Source organism: Rhizobium sp. A22-96 (assembly GCF_053521805.1).
In genome coordinates this window covers 80,932-100,157 of record NZ_JBNWDQ010000008.1, presented here as the reverse complement: position 1 = coordinate 100,157, position 19,226 = coordinate 80,932, and the positions used below count along the sequence as shown (strand labels likewise).

Sequence of the window (19,226 nt, the reverse complement as noted above, 5' to 3'; positions counted from 1 at the left end):
GCAAATGGGTTCGTGGCCGCAGCAACTAGAGCATCTGCTTCATTGCGTCGGTCGGGGATATGCAGGTGCGCGCAACGTGTTGCGATCGCATCATCGATGGATAAAATTCGGCCGGCGAATTTCCGCCGCACGTAATTTTCCAACCATGAATACAGGCGGGTGCGCCAGGTTGTATCGCGACGCCGTATGCTGAGCCCCCTCGCTCCAATTCCAGGATCGCAATTGCCGTAAGGCATAGATCTTGCGCATCCTCTGCCCTAACCCAAGCAACGGCATTTGCAAACGCTTGCTGTTGATGGAATTAGACGCCGCCAACTGGCTCTTGCTGATGGAACAAGCCTTTGTTGTCGAACCAGCATTTGTAAACCTGCTCAAAACCTTCGTATAAAACCGATTTCAAAGGAACACCGCCATAGCCGCCGACACGTGGTGCCTCTTCTTGCACCGAGAGCGCAGAGCGGCTCCGTAGCATGCCCATGTCAGGTCGCTATTCGCCACCGCTATCGGTCCGCGTATCCTTTTCCGCCTCAGCCTCGTCTTGGGATGATGTGCCGCCCAAACTGGTGGTCGGCAATCCCAGGAAGCAGGAGACCGACGAAATGGCGAGTAAACAAAGCGAAGCGAACAAGAAGCACTACGAGACGATTGCAGCCCACGCGCAAAGCGGCGAACAACTGTCGCCCGAGGAGGCCGCCGCCTGGAACGATGCCGAATGGACCAAGCTGACGGCTGAACCGGGCGGCGTTGACTTTCTGGAGGTGGAGGTCGGCGGCAGACCGGCACTTTGGATCGTCCCGAAAGGCGCAGCGCTTGATCGAGTCATCCTCTATATTCACGGTGGCGGATTTGTCGGTGGCTCGATCTACACGCATCGAAAGATGATCGCCCATCTTGCCAAGGCGACCGGTTGTCGAGCCCTCGCCATGAGCTACGACTTTGTTCACCAGGGGCAGCACTATCCGGCCCAGCGCAATCAGGCCGTTAATGTCTATCGCTGGGTGCTGGATCAGGGCATCGAGCCTCGACATATCGCAGGCGCCGGGGATTCAGCAGGCGTTACAATTCTTTTTGGCGCACTCCTGGTGGCTCGTGATCGAGGGCTGCCGCTTCCGGCTGCGATTATGAGCATCTCCGGATGGTTTGATATGACGGCAAGCGGCGCGAGCTACCAGTCGAACAGCCAGAAGGATCTCTTCTTCCAGAGGGAAACGGTCCAGTGGCTGGCCGGCATGGTGCTCGCGGGTTCAGACCCACATGATCCGCATGCGAGTCCGCTCTTCGCAGATGTCACCAACTTCCCGCCAATCTTCCTGCAGGCCGGCGGCGATGAAACACTACTCGACGACAGCCGCGTCCTTGCCGAGCGCGCCAGAGCTGCCGGCGTCGATGTAAGGCTCGATGTATTTCCGCAGATGCTTCATTCTTTCCAGATGATGGCCGGCCGTGCGCCGGAGGCCGACGATGCGATCGCCAGGTTCGCCGCGTGGGTAAGGCCCAAGCTCGGGCTTCCCGGGGCAGAAAGCAACGCCGCGTGATTTCAGCAAGGCACAAGGCCGGCGAACAGGATTTCCTTTGCTTTGTCGGCTCGGCTAGGATGAACGCGTACAGGAAGCTTGCGACAAAGGTCGCAGCTACCTGGGTGATTTTGGATGGGTAAATCATGAAGCTGCAGCCGCGCGTCGAATCCACCGGCCTCTTCGATGTCCGATATGCCGATTTTCTCAAGACGGTCTCGCATCTGCGTGGCCAGCTTCATCGCTATTGCGCGCGCATGACCGGCTCGGCCATGGATGGCGAGGATATCATGCAGGAAGCGCTGTTCGAGGCCTATTGCAAGGTCGATCAGTTGCAGGATCCGCGAGCTTTGCAGGGGTGGTTATTCCGTATTGCGCATAATCGCTGCATCGACTTCCTGCGCAATCGCAAAGCCCGGGAGCGAGCCGAGGCGAACTATGCGCAGGAGAAAATCATCCTGCCGGTCGAGCCCGCCGGTTTCGGCGCTGGCCGTGCGATCGAGCGCCTTTTCATCCATCTGCCGCCGAAGGAGCGAGCCTGTGTGCTGCTGAAGGATGTGTTCGACTATTCGCTGGACGAGATTGCCGAATTGGTGGGTTCGACTGTCGGCGGCGTCAAATCGGCGCTCAATCGTGGCCGAACGAAGCTCGCCTTCTTGCCGGCATCACCTGCAGTACCTCCCGCGGCTGTCGCGCCCGATCCCCAGTTGGCGCGGCTGCTCGACCGCTATGTCGACCTGTTCAATCGACGCGACTGGGACGGCGTTCGCGCCCTTGCAAGCGCCGACGCTAGATTGCGCGTATCCGATTGCTTCAATGGCCTGCTGGTCGATTCACCCTATTTCGCCGAATTCGAGCGGGCCCAGGCACCCTGGCGGATCGACATCGGCGAGGTGGAAGGCGAAGCGGTGCTGATCGTTTTGTTCAAGCGGCACAATGGCTGGATTCCGACCTATCCCGTGCGCGTGCACGTTCGAGATGGTTTGATCGACGCAATTACCGATTATTACGCCTGCCCATGGTTGTTTTCGGCGGCAGACAATGTTCGCATCAATGGACGACCGATTTTCGATAGCACTGAGAAAGGCTCATAACACGAGGCCGCCGGATCGGTTGTCCAAACGGGATCTGCACCGGCGTTGTGCGGCGCTTCCACATACGCCAGCATTCAGTGGCCTGCGACACAAGGGGATCTATAATACCTCAAGCGAGTTCAGTTCAAACGGCGAGTAGTCCTGCCGAACTGCCCTGAGCGACAACGGTGAAATTGGTTGCTATAGGAAATCACCAAGGCTGCAATTCGATTTTCCTGCCCACCGGCAACCTCATCTATCTGGACTTTCGATGAACGAACACATGAAATCCGTAGAGCTTAAGAAGGCGTTTCGTTTGATCAATCACGGTCCAACCGTGCTGCTATCAGCCCGCCACGCCGGTATCGACAATGTCATGGCTGTAGCCTGGTGCTGTGGGCTCGACATTGATCCTCCAAAACTTACCGTCGTCGTGGACCAGATTGCCCAGACCCGTTCATTGATCGAGGCAACCGGACAGTTCCTCGTCCAAGTGCCGACTGTTGCGCAACTCGAACTGACACGCGAGGTCGGGACCCGGACATTGTACAAGGAACCGAACAAGCTTCAGAAAGCGGGTGTCTCGATTTTCGAAATGCCTGGCCAAGATCTACCTTTCGTCGAAGGCTGCTCCGCCTGGCTCGTCTGCAAGCTGATGAGTGAGCCTCATATTCAGAACACCTACGATCTCTTTATCGCGGAAGTAACTGCGGCCTGGGCCGATGAGCGCGTGTTCCGGGACGGGCATTGGCATTTCGAAACTGCTGATCCCCGGTGGCGAAGCCTTCACCACGTCGCAGGCGGCCATTTTTATGCGATTGGAGAGCCCCTCACCATTGCCACAGAAGCAGGCTGAAATCGACGTCGAGTAGACGCGAAGGCTGCCAACGCTGAAATTTGAATACTATTGAGCAAGTGGCTGTGACGACGAAAACCGCAAGCGAGTGGGAGAGGTTCAAGCATCATGAAGAACCCGATTGACGTACTGGCTGAGTCCGGACTGCGGACTGGTGAGGTGCTTTCCCGGTCCGATATACATCGCTTGGGAAAGCTACATAGGGTCGTGCACCTCTATCTCTTTGACGCAAAAGGTCGATTGCTTCTCCAGCGCCGCTCACTGACGGTCGATCATTTTCCCGGCGCATTGACCATTTCCGTGCTTGCACATGTCGATGCGGGAGAGAGCAGCATGGATACCGCCGAAAGAGAGCTGGAAGAAGAGCTTGGTCTTTCCCGCCACAAAGTGTCGAGCCGCTTCCTGTTCTCGTACCGACGCGACGCGGTATTGGGCGACGAATATATTGATCGTCAGTTTAACGATGTGTATGCCGCATGGGGAGATTTCACGCTTTCAGATGTGGCGGTCGACAACAGGGAAGTGGCGGGCGTGAGCCTGGTCGAGTTTCCCGAATTCATCGCGATGGCATCCGATCCAGGCAGCGCTCTTGCTGATGTCTATCGTGATGAGGCCAAGGATCTCGTTTATTTCCTGTCAAAACAATTCGCAAATCTCGATCACGTGACCCTAATTTGAGGCGCTCGGAGATGGGTATCAAAATACGACGACATCCCGCCTGGAAATTTCTTTTGCTGCCCCTGCGGCTTCTCATAGCCCTCCTCGTCATCATCAGCGAGATCGCTCGACCGCTTTACCGGCCATTCGTGACATGGTTCGCCTCGCTCTCCATTGTGGAGCACTTCAGTGCGCTGGTTGGCTCGTTGCCGCGAAGTGTCATTCTCGTCTTGTTCGTGGTGCCGCTGGCCGTTGCGGAGCCGTTGAAGATTTATGCTTTATTCCTCATCGCCAAAGGTCATGTCGCCTCCGGGATCGTGATAATCGCATTGGCCTACCTGATGAGCTTCCTCCTGGTTGAGCGCCTTTTCCATGCAGGCCGCGAGAAGCTGCTAACTTATGGCTGGCTCAATTGGATCATGGATCGCGTTGAAACTGTTCGAAATTGGGTTTCCGAGATCAAAGAAAGCGCGATCGCAACGGTGCGTGGCTGGCTCGCCTTTCTTGGACATTAGGAGACCGGGTGGCCTTGACCGAAGGCCGTTGAAAATTGCTTCGACCTGACATGCTTCAAGGCGAGCGAAGCAGGTCATCGTCAGCCTGGCATGACGGAAGCCCTGTGTTGGGCGTAGAGCAGCTCTGCCAATTTCGAAGTGCACAGATCTTCGCCAAACTGCTAAAATTATGGGCAGAAAGAAGATGAGGTATTCGAAATGACCGTGGTCAGCAAACTCTCCAGATTTATTGAACTCCGCCGTGCCTATCGCGAACTCCAGCAGATCAGCGACGCGGGCCTGAAGGACATCGGCTTGTCGCGCGGCGCCGTCAAAAGTGCCGTATACGGCAAGTGATCGGGCGCCCGTTCGCAGCTTGTGCGAACGCCGAAGTGTTGAGCTCCATTTAAAGCCATCCCGTTTGCCATTTAGCGATGGCCTACAAATGGTTCAAATTGGTGAGGCACTTCATGGACCTGTCTCAGGCTGTTTGAACCGATGCCAAGCGGGGCGCTCATCGAAGCTGACCTGTCTCTTCAGACTGCAGTTTCCACTCGATGCGAAATCGAATAATCTCTCTTCGTGACAGATGGTCAAAGAGAGCATTAGGCATGTCCAGGCCGCCGATCTACAACGGACTCACGAGGGCAATTGCCTTCGGCATTCTGATTATTTTTCCCGCTGTTTTCTGTGTTTCCTGCTCGACGGTCGGCCGAACTGGTGGCCAATCTGGCTCCGCGGCTGCGAGCAATTCGGCAGATCCCGCCAACGCCAAAGAAAAAGCGGCCGAGCGTCGGCGATGGTCTGAGAGAGTAGAGCGCGATAATCAGCTGGATCCAAGTGGGTCGGCACCGGGCTCCTATGGCTCTTTCGGCCCTCGTTTCACTTGGTAAGCGACTTTGGCGCACCATTTCGACGCCTAAATTGCGCATCAAGCCGCAAATCATGCAAACCTTCATCGCCGGTCATGAGTAGACGGCTTGTTCATTATTGGCACTCCAAGCAGGAATGGTGCGGTTTCGCTCGGAATTCCGGGGTATTCTCGAGCCTCTGTTTAGCGGAACACTATGTTAAATGGACGCGCCGTGCTTTTACTTTGACAGTATCATGCTGCGGAACAGGCGCGGCAACTCAATTCGTATCCGAAAACCAAAGTTAGGCGTCGGGCCGCATGGAGAGTGATCCGCTCGGCGTATGTTGCGGCCCGTTTAGCGTCGTCGGAAGACGTCACGAGGCGATGAATTTCACCGTTACGCCGCGCTGCCGAAAGTAGGCCTGCATAAGTTTCCTGCCAGAACGATTGTTATGCACCAGCTTGACCGGGTCGAATACGGCTTCCGTCAAACCGGCCCGCGTCAAGGCCGCCTTGAGGTTCGCGATATGCAAATCGATGTCGGCATTGTCTGCGTGGAGCGATTCATAAATGCGGTTGATTGCATCTACTACGGTCGGTTCGCTCATTATTACACTCCTGTTGTTGTTTCGCTGGTGCTTACCACATTATTCGGCTTGACCTTATTGTGGTGAAGCATGCCCACGTCAATGCGCGACGACGGAGTGATGCGCTGCATCCGCTGCCTGAGGCTGGCACCGCAAGCCGACATGCGGCCTCGCCCCGCGCATTTTACACGTCACGACAGCTTCGTGGCGTAGGCGGCCATTCCGCATCCAGCGCCATTTGTCGGAGTATGATTTCCACAGCGAGGCGTGTAAGTTGGCAACCTTGGAGACACATGGAGGATGTGCCGATGCCCCGTTTTCTTGCCATTTATACCATGAAGCCCGAGGACCTGGCGTCCTTTCGAAACCTGCCCAAGGCCGAACAGGACGCAGTGGACGCCTTAGGCGTCAAAGAGTGGGCAGCCTGGGAAGAAAGGAATGCTCCGTCAATCCTTGACCGTGGCGGAATGGTGGGCAAGACGACACGCATAACCAAGGGCGGAGTCGTCGATGCCGTGAACTCGCTTTGCGGCTACCTAGTGGTCGAAGCCGAGAGCCCTGACGCCGCTGCACGTCTGTTCAAGGATCACCCGCATATCACAATTTTTCCCGGCGACGGGGTGGATGTAATGCCCTTTTTGACCTGAGCGCTTTCATGGAGGCATCACCAAAGGCGATGATTTCACCTCAGCGACGTGGGAGCTCGCGATTGGCCGAGAGCGGATGAACGTGGCAGCGGCGGCGGACAGCAACCGCGATATCAAACCAGTTTGCCATACATCTCCACCAAAGCGTTGAATGAGGGAGCAATCGGCATGAAGAAGCCATGCTCGATGAAGGTGCTAATCAGCGCATCGGGCGTGTTGGTCCAATCGGTCTCAGCCTCTTCGAAATAACCCCAGTACATCTCGCCGTCCGTGTACATGATCTCGCCAACCCGCGAACCCTCGGTGATCTCGACAAATGTACAGAAATCGCCTCCAACCGCGATCGGTGGCGCGAAGCCGAGCAATTCTCTTCCGGATGCGTCCATCTTCGGAATAATGCTCAGAAGATCGGCATAGTCACGCCCATTTTCGACGCCGTAGAAGGTATTGATATCAGCCAAAGCCATGCTCAGGCCAACCCGCTTTACCTCATCGAAGTCGAACGTCGTACGCAAACCGTTGCAACGGCTCAGAAAGCGTATGTAATCCTGCGAAAGATATACACCGTGTTCGTTCACCAGACGTTCGAGCGCTGCTGAGCTCGCTTTCCCGAACGATTCGACCCTGCCGGATCGGAGGATTGTGTCCAGTGTTGTCATAAGCTCTCCTTTGGGCGGTTATCTCGAATTTTGTCTGGCTTTTGCACTTGGCCAAAGCGCCGGTGCAAAATCGCGAGTTCTGCGATTGGATTCTGTACCGCATCGAAATGGCGCTCTCGCATGACATTCAGTCCAGATCCACAAAACCGAAACGCACGCATAAGTTTTCGAGGTCGGACTGATGCAAGCAACTCATGAACAGGTGTTGGATCGTATTGCCGGATACGGGATCCAGCCACCACAACATTGACGCGCCTTGGCTGTGGATGGTCAAACCGTTGTGCTGCGCGAGCAGCGGCCAGCCTAGTTCGCGCAAAAGCTGCTCCTGCATGTCTGTGGCCTCGGTCAATGGCAGCACCATGTCCGCCGCATACGGCCATCCACCCTGCGCCAACTGATACGGGACAACCACGGCCAGGAAGTCATTGAGGGTCAGTTCTTCTGGATAGCGCTCTTCATTCACCAGCATCCACACCCGTTCGCTCGCATCGACAAGCCATTGGCATACACCCTGGTTCTCTTCGAGGAACATCAGGAAGCCATCTTGCACTTTCCATTCTTCGGGTTTTGTGAAGCGGTTGAAGCTATCCATCAGCTCACGGCAAGCGCCTAAACTTAGATGCAGTTTCAGCAGCTCAGGTGGCACTGCAAAGCCTCGTGCCGCCATCCTTGTCACGGCTGCACTGATGACCTCCAAAGGTAAGCCGTCTTCAGACGTAAGCTCACGATCCAACCAGCCTGGCACCAAGGCCCACCAGTCTGACACAGTAGATGGCGCAGCGTTCATGCTTTCTTCCGAGCAATTTGCGTATGGTTGGATCAACACATAGCGCACATACTTGTCGCGGAAATACTTCAAAGCAGTAATTGCGGGAAATCGGTGTCGCAAATATCGCCCGCAAAGATTTGCGTCTCGTGATTGCCTTTTACGAGAGCCCAATGGCCGGTCTTTGCCGAGGGCGGATCAACGCCTGATGAGAATTCCGAACCTTCGCCCTTGCCGTCAGGCCTGAGGCAGGGGCAGGCTGCAAATCTATCATTCACCAACTAAACGAGAACCGAGAGAGCCATCGACACGATAACCCGAAGTGGGCTTGGAATAGTGAAGCATTTCAGGATCTATCTTTGCTTCATTTGGCCAGCGCCAGGCGGAAAGGCGGGTCAAGTCACGGCGGAACTCAACAGGCCGCGGCAATTGCTCATTTCGCCGTGCGTTTGGAGCGGCGTAAAGCACTCCTCCTGCATGGTCGCTTCAGGTCATCCTGAATTTCGGACACAAATGTGCGAAGATAGTTCATACGATCGCGGAAATCGCTTTAGGGAGGGATGCAAGATGCGTGCGCCAGCAGGTTCTGTTACGGGGCTTTGCTCCGCCTCCGCCACTATGTTTGCAGTGGGCATGGCGTTTCTGGGCTATTGGGGCGTTTATGAGCCCGGCCACTGGCGCAGCACCGATTTTGTTGTTGTACTTCTGGCGCTCGTCGGATTTGCAGCACTTGGCTCGGTGCCCTGGATCGTGACGGCCCCTGTTGCCGAAGAGGGCGAAGAGAAGGTTGTCGTCGCTAGGCGAGCGTTTGCAACGGGAGTAGCCCTGGTCTGGCTCTCCGTGCTCGTCGCGGCGCTTGCCTAGTCTCGCTCCAGAGTTACGATCCGGTACTGTAACTCCGTTTCAGCCACGCGGTGTACGCTTGGGTTATGCGCGCACTTGCGCCCCAACTGCAGCTTCGCAGAAGGCACCTTTGAGGCCGGCTGCCAGCATACGAAGCTCCGGGCGAATGCTGGAATGGGCCAATGGCGCCGCCTGCTCGATTGAAGCTGGACTTTTGCACCTCAATTGATACGGTCAATCAGTCGTCGTCGATCCATCCTATAGCCAACCACGACCGAGCGATGCCATGTGCTCCCGCCCGAGAGGATCGAAGGAGAGAGCGTGCCGGTTCCACATTCCGCAGAGATGTCGCAGGATCCGCAACTTCGCGCTCTTCTTTACCAATGGGCGAGGAAGCTGGTCCAATCTGACATCGCTGCAGACCGTGTTGTGCAGCGAACCATCAATGTAATTTGCGACAGTCCTGAGCTTTTGGACGGCGCTCGAATGAATGAAGCGCTCTTTGCTCTCTTGCGTCGATACGCCTTCGACGAAAACGACTTGAGGGCGAGTCGACAGAACGAAGATGCAGGACAGGATTTCCGCAGACCATCGGATAAACAGGGAACCAAACCCAAATAGTTGTCGATGAAGCGTCGCTTCAAAGCCTCATTGGTCGAGGTAACTCCATAAGGGGCCGTTTTCCGCTTGTGGCGTCGCTGAGATCTTTCACCGTCCTTCTCGACTGTCAGGAGCTGCTCGATTGCATGTTTGCTTGACTTCGCCTCGCCCTCAGGCACCGTGAAAGCCAGATCACAAATTGGAGGATACATGACCAGAGAGCGATTTTCCGAATGTCTTTTGCACATCCGCTGGACGCCGATCAATCTGGCGAGCGCGCTGCAATGCGATCTGTCATGGGTGGAAGCGCTTGAAGCGGGGAATGTCGAAGTGCCAACCGGATTGGCGGCGTGGCTCGAAACTCTCGCGCAGTGCCACGAGGCGGCCGGTGTGCCAACCACCTATCGTGGCCGGGGGCATGAGTAATACCGACGGGAGGACAAACCGTTGGCTTGGGAGTTTCAGATAGCTGATCGCAAGCAGAGGGATCCGAGATGAATGACGACTTTCGCCTGAAGCTCATCAAGATCAGAAATGAGAAGATCGCCCATCGCGACGAGCTACTGGAGATGAAGATGCGAGCCGATGGTGCAAAGGGGGTAGGCGATCATATTGATATTGACGGGATGATCGCCCACGAGCAACTGGCAATAGATAATCTCAGCGATGCGATTGCGCGTCTCACATAGAAACACTCAATCACCGCTCTATGGCGAGCACCGGAAATCAACACATAAAACACATCCGGATCTAACCCATCTTCGGTGAGTTTATGACCGGCGACTTCAGTCGGCTTCTCGGCCTCTATCGTAAGTCTCGGCTGAAACTTTCTCCATCCAGGTCACGGTATTGCCTTCAAGGGCTTCAGACACCGCGAAGTGGACCATCGCTTCATTGGCCGAAGCACCATGCCAGTGTTTGACCATCGGCGGTATCCAGACAACATCCCCAGGCTCCATGACCTCGATCGGGCCGCCTTCCTTCTGTACCCACCCACGGCCGGAAACGATGAAGAGCGTCTGTCCAAGAGGATGTGTGTGCCACGCAGTGTGAGCGCCTGCCTCGAAAGAGACCGTCGCACCACCGATGCGCGCGGCGCCATCGCCTTTGTACGCGGCTGACACCTGCACTTTTCCGGTAAACCGCTCCTGCGGCCCGCTCGCCGGCTGGCTGCCACGCCTGACGATCTTGATGTTGCCGCCGCCAGATGTCTCAGCGGGCGAAGCCTGGCGCGACTCCAGGACTGCCTTCAGGGCCGGCACAGCCGACATGGCACGAGGCCAGCCTGCATAGAACCCGACCTGTGTAACCGCTTCGGCCGCTTCAGCAGGCGTCAAGCCGTTGTCCAAGGCGCGGTTCGCATGGAACGCCAGCTGTTCGGGTTGACCCATCGCGACCAGAGCCGCCATCGTCACCAAACTGCGATCTCGGGCCGACAGGTCCGGCCGCTGCCAGAGATCGCCGAACAATGCGCGGTTGGTGAGATCGGCAAGCGCCGGAGCGGTCGGTTCGACGTTGGCATCGACGGCGGCGCGGCGTGCCGTTTCGGCGGCTGCCTCCAGCTGGATGCGAGCCGCATCGCTATCCGCCACGGGTGCGATCTTCTGCTCGTCGAAGACTTTCTTCACTTCAGTCACCGCCGACATGGCATTGGGCCATCCGGAATAGAAGGCCAGATGGGTGATGACCTCGCCGATTTCCTGAGGCTTGAGACCGTTTTCGAGCGCGCGCCTTACATGATTGGCAAGGACATGTCCCTTGCCGGTCGAGATCAGCACCGAGATGGTCACCAGACTGCGATCGCGCGGGGTCAAGTCGTTGCGTTTCCAGAATTCGCCAAACAGCACATCGTCGGTGAAGTGGCCGAGACCGGGCGCCACGTCGTAGACGGCCGGAGGTGCCACGCGTGGATTCTGCTGGGCTTCGGCACCCGTCGTTGCAAAGGCCGAAATGGCGATGCTGGCGGCAAGATTTTTCAACAGAGTTCTCCTCATTGGCAATTTGACGGCTGTTCCGAGATAGGCTGCGGCCGACCGCAGGATTAGGCCTCCAAAAGCGAAAGGGCCTATATTTCTCGTTCATAAAAGAACCGCCGGGCGCGCGGGCACCATTCTATCAGAGCTGCTGTGCCGTGGGACGGAACAGAATCTCGTTGATATCGACATCGTCCGGCTGGCTGATCGCAAACAGCACGCAACGGGCAAAACTATCTGCAGGAATGGCATAGTTTTCGTAGAATTCCTTGATGCCCTTGGCGATATCAGGCTCGCTGATGTGGTCCGGCAGTTCCGTTCTGACTGCACCGGGCGAGATGATCGTGCTGCGAATATTGTAGGGCTTGACCTCCTGGCGCAGCCCTTCCGAAATGACGCGGACGGCGTGCTTGGTCGCGGAATAGACGACGCCGCCCGGCCGCACCTGGTGACCGGCGACCGACGATGTGTTGATGATATGGCCGCTCTTCTGTCTCTGCATGTGCGGCAGTGCGGCGGCGATGCCGAACAGCACGCCCTTCAGATTGACGTCAATCATGCGTTCCCAATCGTCGACCTTGAGCCGTTCGAGCGGGGAATGTGGCATCAGGCCGGCGTTGTTGAGCAGGACGTCGATCCGGCCGTAGACCTCGACCGCATGATCGACAAAGGTCTTAACCTGGTCTCGATCGGTGACATCAACCTGGAACACGGCCTCGTCGCCCAGTCCAAGCTCGACCGCGAGGTCCTTGAGCCGATCGATGCGCCGCGCGCCGAGCACGACACGGGCACCTGCCTTGACGAGCTGCCGTGCTGTTTCGGCACCGAGACCGCTGCTTGCGCCGGCAACCACGACGACCTTGTCTTTGATATTCTGGGTCATTGTCCTGTCCATTTCCTTGGGGGCCGCGCGGATGCACAGACCTGATGCCTGAAGGGTTGGCGACGTCAGCCTCATGTGTGGAAGCCGAGGTTTCGCGGGGGGCGGGTTCGCCTCGACGAAGAGCCGACCAACACTCAGGGAAATTTACCGCTGGCCGATTGGTTCGACTAGATGCTAACATCCGAAAGAACCTATATTGGGAATTCATGAATGAGACGGGATGAACTGGGCGATCTGGTCGCTTTCCTGACGGTCGCGGAAGAGCGCAGCTTCACACGGGCGGCCGCACTATTGGGCACTTCGCAATCATCCCTCAGCCATTCGGTGCGGCGCTTGGAGGACCGGATGGGCGTTCGGCTGCTCACCCGGACCACACGCACCGTCGTGCCGACCGAGGCAGGAGAGCAGCTGGTCGAAACATTGCGGCCCGCATTCAACGATATCCGCAGCCGGCTGGACGCACTTGGCGCCATGCGTCACGCGCCGGGAGGAACGATCCGCATCACCTCGATCCGGCATGCGGCGGAAACCATTCTCATGCCCGCCGTAAAGCGATTGATGCAGACCTACCCCGATATCAACATCGAGATCTCCGTCGACAATCGCTTTGCTGATCTTGTGAACGAGCGTTTCGACGCCGGGGTCCGGCTCGGCGAGCATATCGAAAAAGATATGATCGCGCTCAAAATCGGACCGGAAATGCGTATGCTCGTCGTCGCCTCCCCGGACTATTTCGAACGACACCCAAAGCCGGTTACCCCGCACGAACTGACGCGACACCGCTGCATCAATCTCAGACTGACGACGATTGGTGGCCTCTATGCCTGGGAATTCGAAAAAGATGGCAAGCCGCTGAACGTTCGCGTCGAAGGTCAGTTCGTCTGCAATGATGTCCCGATGATCATTGATGCCGCGCTGGACGGCCTAGGCCTGGCATGCCTGCCAGACGACTATTTGCTTCCGCTGATCCGTGAAGGAAAGCTGGTGGCCGTGCTTGAGGATTGGTCACCGCCCTTCCCTGGTTATCACCTCTACTACCCCAGTAGACGCCTTGCTTCACCGGCATTCTCGCTCCTGATCGATGCGCTGCGCTATCGCAAATAACTCCATCACCTTTAATTCATACACGCGTGAACAGGCTTCCTCCACGACAAGGCGTTCCGTCATCTCGCTGTAAATTATGCGAAATCTCCGCTTGCGCGGCCATTCGTGATTCAAAAATATAAACCCTATCTCATTTAGCTCACTAATGACTAAGTCCGCGTCGACTTAAACTTTTAGCTGTCGGCCGGTCCTCCTTCCCGAGGATAGCAACCCCATCAAAGTTGCCGGCGGCTCCAACCTGGAGCCGTACCGTAATGACTTCTGACAGGACGATGCCCGGCACGACGACCGAGTGAATGAGCAAGGAGCACCGAAATGAATATAACCAACCTCAAGCCGCTCGCCCTGGCCGCCGTTGTCGCCATGGCCGCAAGCGACGTCGGCGCGGCCGACTACCGGAAAAATCCCTTCACCCTCACCTATGAAGGCGCCATCACCGAGAACGTGGCGGGCAAGGTCAACATCCACCCCGTCAAGTACACGCTGAACGGGCTGGAGATCGCGGCCAACGTCTACACCCCGCCCGGCTACGACCCCGGCCAGTCCTATCCAGCAATCGTCGTGGCCCACCCTAACGGCGGCGTCAAGGAACAGACGGCCGGGCTTTACGCTCAGCGTCTGGCCGAGCAGGGCTATGTGACCATTGCGGCGGATGCCGCCTATCAGGGCGCAAGCGGCGGCGAACCGCGCAACGTCGACAAGCCGGCCAACCGCATCGAAGACATCCGCGGAATGGCCGACTATATCTCGCATTATGCCGGCGTCGACGGATCGCGGCTGGGCTTGCTCGGCATTTGCGGCGGCGGCGGATACTCGCTGGCGGCTGCAAAGACCGATAAGCGCTTTCAAGCGATCGCCACCTTGAGCATGTTCAATTCGGGCCGGGTGCGCCGCAACGGCTTTGAGGACTCGCAGCTCAGCAGCATTCAGGAACGCCTGCAGCAGGCATCGGATGCCCGCGCCCAGGAGGCCAGCGGCAATATCATCTATGCCAATGCCACGCCGCTGACCGACGAGCAGATCGCCAAGCTGCCCTTCGAAATGTATCGCCAGGGCGCGGAATATTATCAGAAAACCAATGCGCATCCCGGCTCTTCCGCGCGCTACACGTTGAGCAGCCTGCTGGATCTGGCGCAATTTGACGCCACCGACCAGATCGCGTTGATCGACAAGCCCTTGCTGATGATCGCCGGCAGCAAGGCCGATAGCCTCTACATGACCGAAGACGCCTTCGCCAAGGCGACAGGGACCAGCGATAAAGAACTCTTCAAGATCGAGGGTGCGACCCACATCGAAACCTATTGGGTTCCGGAATATGTGAACTCAGCAATGAGCAAACTGACGCCATTCTACAAGCGGACGCTTGAGGGCACGCGCGGATAACATCGACGAACTTGAGGCCGATCAGCGATCGGCCTCTTCTTCTCCCGTTGCCACCGGCCAGTGGCCATTTTTTCAAGGATAACCCACCTGCCGCATTCTGGATTGAGCCTGATCAATGCAGCGGTCTTCAACTGGATATCAAGGCTCAGACGGCCGCTCCTAATCGAAAACACCTCAGGCTTCCGGCAGCATGATTTCCCACATGACCCCTTCAGGATTTCAAGTCATGTGGGCTTCACCGTCTTGTCCACGAATGCTCTGGCGATCAGCGCGTAGGCATCGCGTGGAAAGCTATTTAGCGCCTTTGACGAACTCCGTCGTGTAGGTCTTCGACAGATCGATCGACTTGCCCTGGACATTCTTGGAGAACTCAGAAAGCACGGCAAGAACGGTCTTTGGGCCATCTTCCGGCATCACACCATCGGGAGTGAACATCGCCTTGCCGTTTTCGAGAGCTTTCACATAGCCTTCCTTGTCTCCAACATAGAAGTCCTTCGGCATTTTGTCGGCGATCTCGGCGGCCGAATGAGTGTTGATGAAATGCAGCGTCTTGACGAAAGCGTTCGCGAGCTTCTGTGTTTCCTGCTTGTGATCCTTGATCCACGACTCCTGCATGTAGAGCGAAGCAGCGGGGTAAGTGCCCCCCAGAACCGCCTTCGTTCCAGCCATGGTGCGCATGTCGATGAGAACCTTGGCCTCGCCGGTCTTCAACAGGTGCGAGATTGTCGGCTCGGTGGTCATTCCGGCCTGGATGGCATCCTGTTGCAAGGCAGCGATGAAGGTCTGTCCGGCACCGACCGGCACCGAAGTAAAGTCACTGAGCTTCAAGCCGCTTTTGACTGCCAGATATTGCGTCAGGAAATTGGTTGACGAGCCGAGGCCCGTGACGCCGAGACTTTTGCCCTTGAAATCGGCGGGCGACTTGATCTCGGGATGTTTGCTGGACACCAGTTCCACCTCACCCGGTGCCTGACTGAATTGCACGACGGATTCGACGAATTTACCTTTGCCCTGCAAGTCTATGCAATGATCATAAAAGCCGACGACACCCTGAACGGCGCCGGCGAGCATCTCGTTTTCAGCATCGACGCCGGCTGGCTCATTCAGAAGTTCGACGTCGAGCCCTTGCTCCTTGAAGTAGCCGAGCGACTCGGCAAGCTTGGCGGGCAGGTAGATTTGCTTTTCATACCCGCCGACCATGATTGAAATCTTGCCCGCCGCCTGCGCCGTCGTAGCAGCAAAAGAGGCTGTGGCCAGGGCAAGAGAAAGAGCTGCCGAATATCTAAAAATGCTTGATGCACGCATGAAGTTCTCCTCTCCATTGATATAATACGCCGGTCGACCGCGACACCGCACATGCTTCCTCCCGAAGCAAGAGAGAGATGCACAGTCAACCTTTCACTGAGCTGAAAGCGGTCTTGTCACTCATCGAGGCATCGATCCATGTTAGAGTTGCCTTACAAAGCCATAGCCCAGCAACACGACGGCAACAGCCACCGATGAGATAATGAATATAGTCGAGCGCCTCTTCTTGATGACGGTTAGTACAACTGCTCCATAGCGCTGCAGCAAAGCACCGAGCAGAAAAAACCTTGCACCTCGCGCAATTGTCGCCAAGCCTATGAAGACGAGCAGATTTACATGCACCACGCCCGATAGAATTGTCACAACCTTGATGGGTGGGAAATGCGTAAATCCGGAACTCAATAGAAGCAGGGCGATCCATCGCGTGTCGACATAGGATCGTAGATGTTCAAAGGCCTCCTGCTTTCCATAGAAGGCAAGTATTGGTCGTGCAATCGCTTCATAGGCGTAAAACCCGATGAACCATCCGGCAATTCCGCCAGCGACCGATGCGATCGTTGCGACGGTGGCCAGCCTGTACGCTCGCTCAGGACGGGCCAATGCCATTGGGATAAAGAGCACATCGGCAGGGACCAAGAAGACGGAACTTTCGACAAAGGCGATCGCGGCAAGCCAGGCTTCCGCTGCTCAGCTGACACTAAGGCCGGCTGCCCACCCATAAAGTCGCTGTAGCATTTTTTCTTTCGACGTTTTTCATGGTTGCAGCGAAGGCGCGTCGCGGTAAATATCGCCGCCACCCTTCAGATCGGGCAGGCTGGGAACGAAGGTTCGTCTTAGTGCTACAGCACTCCCCTTACGAGATCCTCGCCGGCAACTTACCGTTTCGTAAGAATGGTTTATCGCTGCATACCGATCTTACGGATTTGTAATATGCCGTTCAGGTTGCAGACATTTTCTTGGCGCACACATCTTGCCGACAATGCACGCGCGCAGATGAGGGGCTCATGAAGATTCTGCTGGTGGAAGACGATCTGAAAACCGCGGACTATATCGCGCGTGGGCTCAACGAGGCCGGTCATAGCTGCGAGATTATCAAAGACGGCACAGACGCGCTTTTCCAGATCACCAGGGAGCCCTACGACGTTCTCGTTGTCGATAGGATGATCCCCGGTCTGGACGGGCTCTCGCTGGTGAAGGCGGCAAGGGCTGCCAAGGTCAAGACGCCGGCTTTATTTCTGACATCGCTGAGCGGCGTCGATGACCGGGTTGAGGGCCTTGAGGCCGGCGGCGACGATTATCTCACAAAGCCATTCGCATTTTCCGAACTCATCGCTCGCCTGAATGCGCTGGCGCGCCGGCCACCCGTCCAGGATCAGAAAACCGTTCTGAAAATCGCGGATCTGGAGCTTGATATCGCCAAGCGCAAGGTCTTGAGGCAGGGAGTTTCCATTGACCTCCAACCTCGTGAATTTACTCTACTGGAGGTACTCATGCGTGGCGAAGGCCGGGTCTTGACGCGAACGATGCTTCTGGAACGCGTCTGGGATTTCCATTTTGATCCGAAGACCAGTGTCGTCGAAACCCATATCAGCAGACTGAGGGCCAAGATCGACAAACCATTCGACGTGCCGCTTCTCCACACCATAAGAAATACCGGATATTGCATCCATGCACCGCGGTAGGCTGTTGCGCAGCACGCCTTTTCGGCTTGCGCTTTCCTTCGGGCTCTTCTTCATTCTCGCCTTTCTCATGACCGGGCTGGCGGCTTACGGCCTGATGAAGCGCGAACTTGCAAGATCGCTCGACGTCTCGATCAGAGACACCTATTCGGTCGCCGCGTCGACTTTTTCAACGAACGACCTTGAGGATCTCGTCGCAGCCGTGTCGACCTACTCGGCCCTCAAGAGGCCCGAAGACCAGGTCTTTCTCCTGCTTGGTTCGAAGGGAGAAAAGCTTGCGGGCAATGTCAATGCAGCCCCCGTGGAACCGGGTATCTCAACCATCCCGGCAGCGCAGTTGGGCATGCAAGACGGAGATCCTGTAAGGGTCATGGCCGGCAGCATTGGCGGTAATAAGCTGATTGTCGGCCAAAGCTATCGCGAAATCGATCGGATCGAACAAATCGCGCTGATGAGTTTTATCTGGGCCTCGGTCATCATTGTAGCGACGGTGATTTTGGGAGGAAGCGTGCTGGCAAGGCGCACGCAGCAGCGGCTTGATTCCATTGAACAAACCATGATCGAAGTCTCTGCCGGCAATCTTCTGCGGCGAATCCCTATTCGCGGCAATGGCGACGATATCGATGTGGTCTCCACCCACATGAATCAGGCTCTCGCGCGCCTTTCGGGGCTTGTGGAAGGAATGAGGCAGGTTAGCGCGGATATTGCGCACGATCTGAAAACCCCGCTCAATCGCCTGGGCTTGACGATCGAGCGGTCGCTCCAGCGATTGGAGAAATCCAAAGACGTCGAAGATCTTATGTTTGACGCCAGAGACGAGATTGCCAGGATCAATGCTACCTTCGAGGCTCTGCTTCGGATTTCGCAGATCGAGGCTGGCGCGCGGAAGACGCGTTTCAAAGCAGTGAGCCTCTGGGACATCATGAGCTCCGTCGCGGAGATCTACACCGATGTCGCCGATGATAACCTCCAAACCCTGAAACTAGCCCGCGTCGACGGCGATGCTTGTATCATCAATGGCGACAGGGAATTGCTCACACAGCTCTTTGTCAATCTCGTCGAAAACGCGATAACCCATTGCCCCCGCGACACCACGATTATCTTGTCGCTCTCACATGACGCAGATATCTATCGCGCAAGCGTCAGCGACAACGGAAGCGGCATACCCGAAGGCGAACGCGAGTTGGTGTTCCGGCGGCTCTACCGGCTCGACAAAAGCCGAACGACCCCCGGCAGTGGGCTGGGCCTCAGTCTTGTCAAGGCGATTGCCGATCTTCATGCGGCCAGTATCGCGCTTGAGGACAATCATCCTGGGCTGCGGGTTGCACTGAATTTTCCAAAAGCTTGAGC

20 protein-coding genes and 2 pseudogenes are annotated in these 19,226 nt (G+C 56.7%); 14 read left to right on the top strand and 8 right to left on the bottom strand.

Going from position 1 to position 19,226, the window contains the following annotated elements:
• Window positions 1-17 precede the first annotated feature (17 nt).
• A pseudogene (locus ACQZ6F_RS30040) lies at window positions 18-289 on the bottom strand (PIN domain-containing protein); the annotation flags it as partial.
• Window positions 290-599: 310 nt separating this feature from the next.
• Between ACQZ6F_RS30040 and ACQZ6F_RS30035 the strand changes: the two are divergent.
• The 6 genes from ACQZ6F_RS30035 to ACQZ6F_RS30010 all read left to right on the top strand — a co-directional run bounded on the left by ACQZ6F_RS30035 (window position 600) and on the right by ACQZ6F_RS30010 (window position 4,951).
• Window positions 600-1,535: an alpha/beta hydrolase gene (locus tag ACQZ6F_RS30035; RefSeq protein WP_449094871.1), complete on the top strand. Its 936-nt coding sequence runs from the start codon at window positions 600-602 to the stop codon at window positions 1,533-1,535.
• Between the two features lie 125 nt (window positions 1,536-1,660).
• Window positions 1,661-2,608 carry a sigma-70 family RNA polymerase sigma factor gene (locus tag ACQZ6F_RS30030; RefSeq protein ID WP_449094870.1) on the top strand — a complete coding sequence of 316 codons (948 nt, stop codon included), beginning with the start codon at window positions 1,661-1,663 and terminating at the stop codon, window positions 2,606-2,608.
• A gap of 250 nt (window positions 2,609-2,858) precedes the next feature.
• Entirely contained in the window at window positions 2,859-3,443 is a 585-nt protein-coding gene (locus ACQZ6F_RS30025; RefSeq protein ID WP_449094869.1) for a flavin reductase family protein, read from the top strand.
• A gap of 108 nt (window positions 3,444-3,551) precedes the next feature.
• Window positions 3,552-4,121 (top strand): NUDIX hydrolase, encoded by a 570-nt coding sequence (locus tag ACQZ6F_RS30020; protein ID WP_449094868.1) that lies wholly within the window; start codon window positions 3,552-3,554, stop codon window positions 4,119-4,121.
• Window positions 4,118-4,615 carry a hypothetical protein gene (locus tag ACQZ6F_RS30015; RefSeq protein ID WP_449094867.1) on the top strand — a complete coding sequence of 166 codons (498 nt, stop codon included), beginning with the start codon at window positions 4,118-4,120 and terminating at the stop codon, window positions 4,613-4,615. The genes ACQZ6F_RS30020 and ACQZ6F_RS30015 overlap by 4 nt, the downstream gene beginning before the upstream one ends.
• A gap of 198 nt (window positions 4,616-4,813) precedes the next feature.
• Window positions 4,814-4,951 carry a DUF1127 domain-containing protein gene (locus ACQZ6F_RS30010; RefSeq protein WP_077471669.1) on the top strand — a complete coding sequence of 46 codons (138 nt, stop codon included), beginning with the start codon at window positions 4,814-4,816 and terminating at the stop codon, window positions 4,949-4,951.
• Between the two features lie 870 nt (window positions 4,952-5,821).
• Here the strand turns inward: ACQZ6F_RS30010 and ACQZ6F_RS30005 are convergent.
• Window positions 5,822-6,055, bottom strand: a complete 234-nt coding sequence (locus ACQZ6F_RS30005; protein WP_077471668.1) for a hypothetical protein — start codon at window positions 6,053-6,055, stop codon at window positions 5,822-5,824.
• Window positions 6,056-6,342: 287 nt separating this feature from the next.
• Between ACQZ6F_RS30005 and ACQZ6F_RS30000 the strand changes: the two genes are divergently transcribed.
• Complete coding sequence (locus tag ACQZ6F_RS30000; RefSeq protein ID WP_077471705.1) at window positions 6,343-6,681, top strand: hypothetical protein; 339 nt, start codon at window positions 6,343-6,345, stop codon at window positions 6,679-6,681.
• A gap of 113 nt (window positions 6,682-6,794) precedes the next feature.
• Here ACQZ6F_RS30000 and ACQZ6F_RS29995 read toward each other — a convergent pair whose 3' ends face one another.
• Window positions 6,795-7,340, bottom strand: coding sequence for an SMI1/KNR4 family protein (locus ACQZ6F_RS29995; protein ID WP_077471667.1), 546 nt, complete (start codon window positions 7,338-7,340; stop codon window positions 6,795-6,797).
• A 127-nt stretch (window positions 7,341-7,467) separates the two neighbouring features.
• Window positions 7,468-8,127: a hypothetical protein gene (locus tag ACQZ6F_RS29990; RefSeq protein WP_449094866.1), complete on the bottom strand. Its 660-nt coding sequence runs from the start codon at window positions 8,125-8,127 to the stop codon at window positions 7,468-7,470.
• Between the two features lie 546 nt (window positions 8,128-8,673).
• Here ACQZ6F_RS29990 and ACQZ6F_RS29985 point away from each other — a divergent pair.
• The 3 genes from ACQZ6F_RS29985 (at window position 8,674) to ACQZ6F_RS29975 (ending at window position 10,238) form a co-directional block, all read left to right on the top strand.
• A complete protein-coding gene (locus ACQZ6F_RS29985) occupies window positions 8,674-8,970 on the top strand; it encodes a hypothetical protein (RefSeq protein WP_077471665.1) in 297 nt (98 codons plus the stop codon).
• A gap of 789 nt (window positions 8,971-9,759) precedes the next feature.
• Window positions 9,760-9,975, top strand: coding sequence for a hypothetical protein (locus tag ACQZ6F_RS29980; protein WP_077471664.1), 216 nt, complete (start codon window positions 9,760-9,762; stop codon window positions 9,973-9,975).
• Window positions 9,976-10,043: 68 nt separating this feature from the next.
• On the top strand, window positions 10,044-10,238 hold the full coding sequence (locus ACQZ6F_RS29975) for a hypothetical protein (RefSeq protein ID WP_068396688.1): 195 nt from the start codon (window positions 10,044-10,046) through the stop codon (window positions 10,236-10,238).
• 96 nt (window positions 10,239-10,334) lie between these two features.
• Here ACQZ6F_RS29975 and ACQZ6F_RS29970 read toward each other — a convergent pair whose 3' ends face one another.
• Together ACQZ6F_RS29970 and ACQZ6F_RS29965 are read right to left on the bottom strand one after the other, a co-directional pair.
• Complete coding sequence (locus ACQZ6F_RS29970) at window positions 10,335-11,528, bottom strand: (R)-mandelonitrile lyase (RefSeq protein ID WP_449094865.1); 1,194 nt, start codon at window positions 11,526-11,528, stop codon at window positions 10,335-10,337.
• 136 nt (window positions 11,529-11,664) lie between these two features.
• Window positions 11,665-12,405, bottom strand: coding sequence for an SDR family oxidoreductase (locus ACQZ6F_RS29965; protein ID WP_449094864.1), 741 nt, complete (start codon window positions 12,403-12,405; stop codon window positions 11,665-11,667).
• Window positions 12,406-12,615: 210 nt separating this feature from the next.
• On the opposite strand from ACQZ6F_RS29965, the gene ACQZ6F_RS29960 reads away from it, so the two are divergent.
• Window positions 12,616-13,509, top strand: a complete 894-nt coding sequence (locus ACQZ6F_RS29960; RefSeq protein WP_077471660.1) for a LysR family transcriptional regulator — start codon at window positions 12,616-12,618, stop codon at window positions 13,507-13,509.
• Window positions 13,510-13,872: 363 nt separating this feature from the next.
• Entirely contained in the window at window positions 13,873-14,892 is a 1,020-nt protein-coding gene (locus ACQZ6F_RS29955) for an alpha/beta hydrolase (RefSeq protein WP_449095061.1), read from the top strand.
• Window positions 14,893-15,183: 291 nt separating this feature from the next.
• Here the strand turns inward: ACQZ6F_RS29955 and ACQZ6F_RS29950 are convergent, their stop codons facing one another.
• On the bottom strand, window positions 15,184-16,197 hold the full coding sequence (locus ACQZ6F_RS29950; RefSeq protein WP_449094863.1) for an ABC transporter substrate-binding protein: 1,014 nt from the start codon (window positions 16,195-16,197) through the stop codon (window positions 15,184-15,186).
• A gap of 141 nt (window positions 16,198-16,338) precedes the next feature.
• Window positions 16,339-16,932 (bottom strand): annotated as a pseudogene (locus tag ACQZ6F_RS29945) (YqaA family protein).
• A 269-nt stretch (window positions 16,933-17,201) separates the two neighbouring features.
• On the opposite strand from ACQZ6F_RS29945, the gene ACQZ6F_RS29940 reads away from it, so the two are divergent.
• On the top strand, window positions 17,202-17,879 hold the full coding sequence (locus ACQZ6F_RS29940; RefSeq protein ID WP_449094862.1) for a winged helix-turn-helix domain-containing protein: 678 nt from the start codon (window positions 17,202-17,204) through the stop codon (window positions 17,877-17,879).
• 67 nt (window positions 17,880-17,946) lie between these two features.
• Entirely contained in the window at window positions 17,947-19,224 is a 1,278-nt protein-coding gene (locus ACQZ6F_RS29935; protein WP_449094861.1) for an ATP-binding protein, read from the top strand.
• Window positions 19,225-19,226 lie beyond the last annotated feature (2 nt).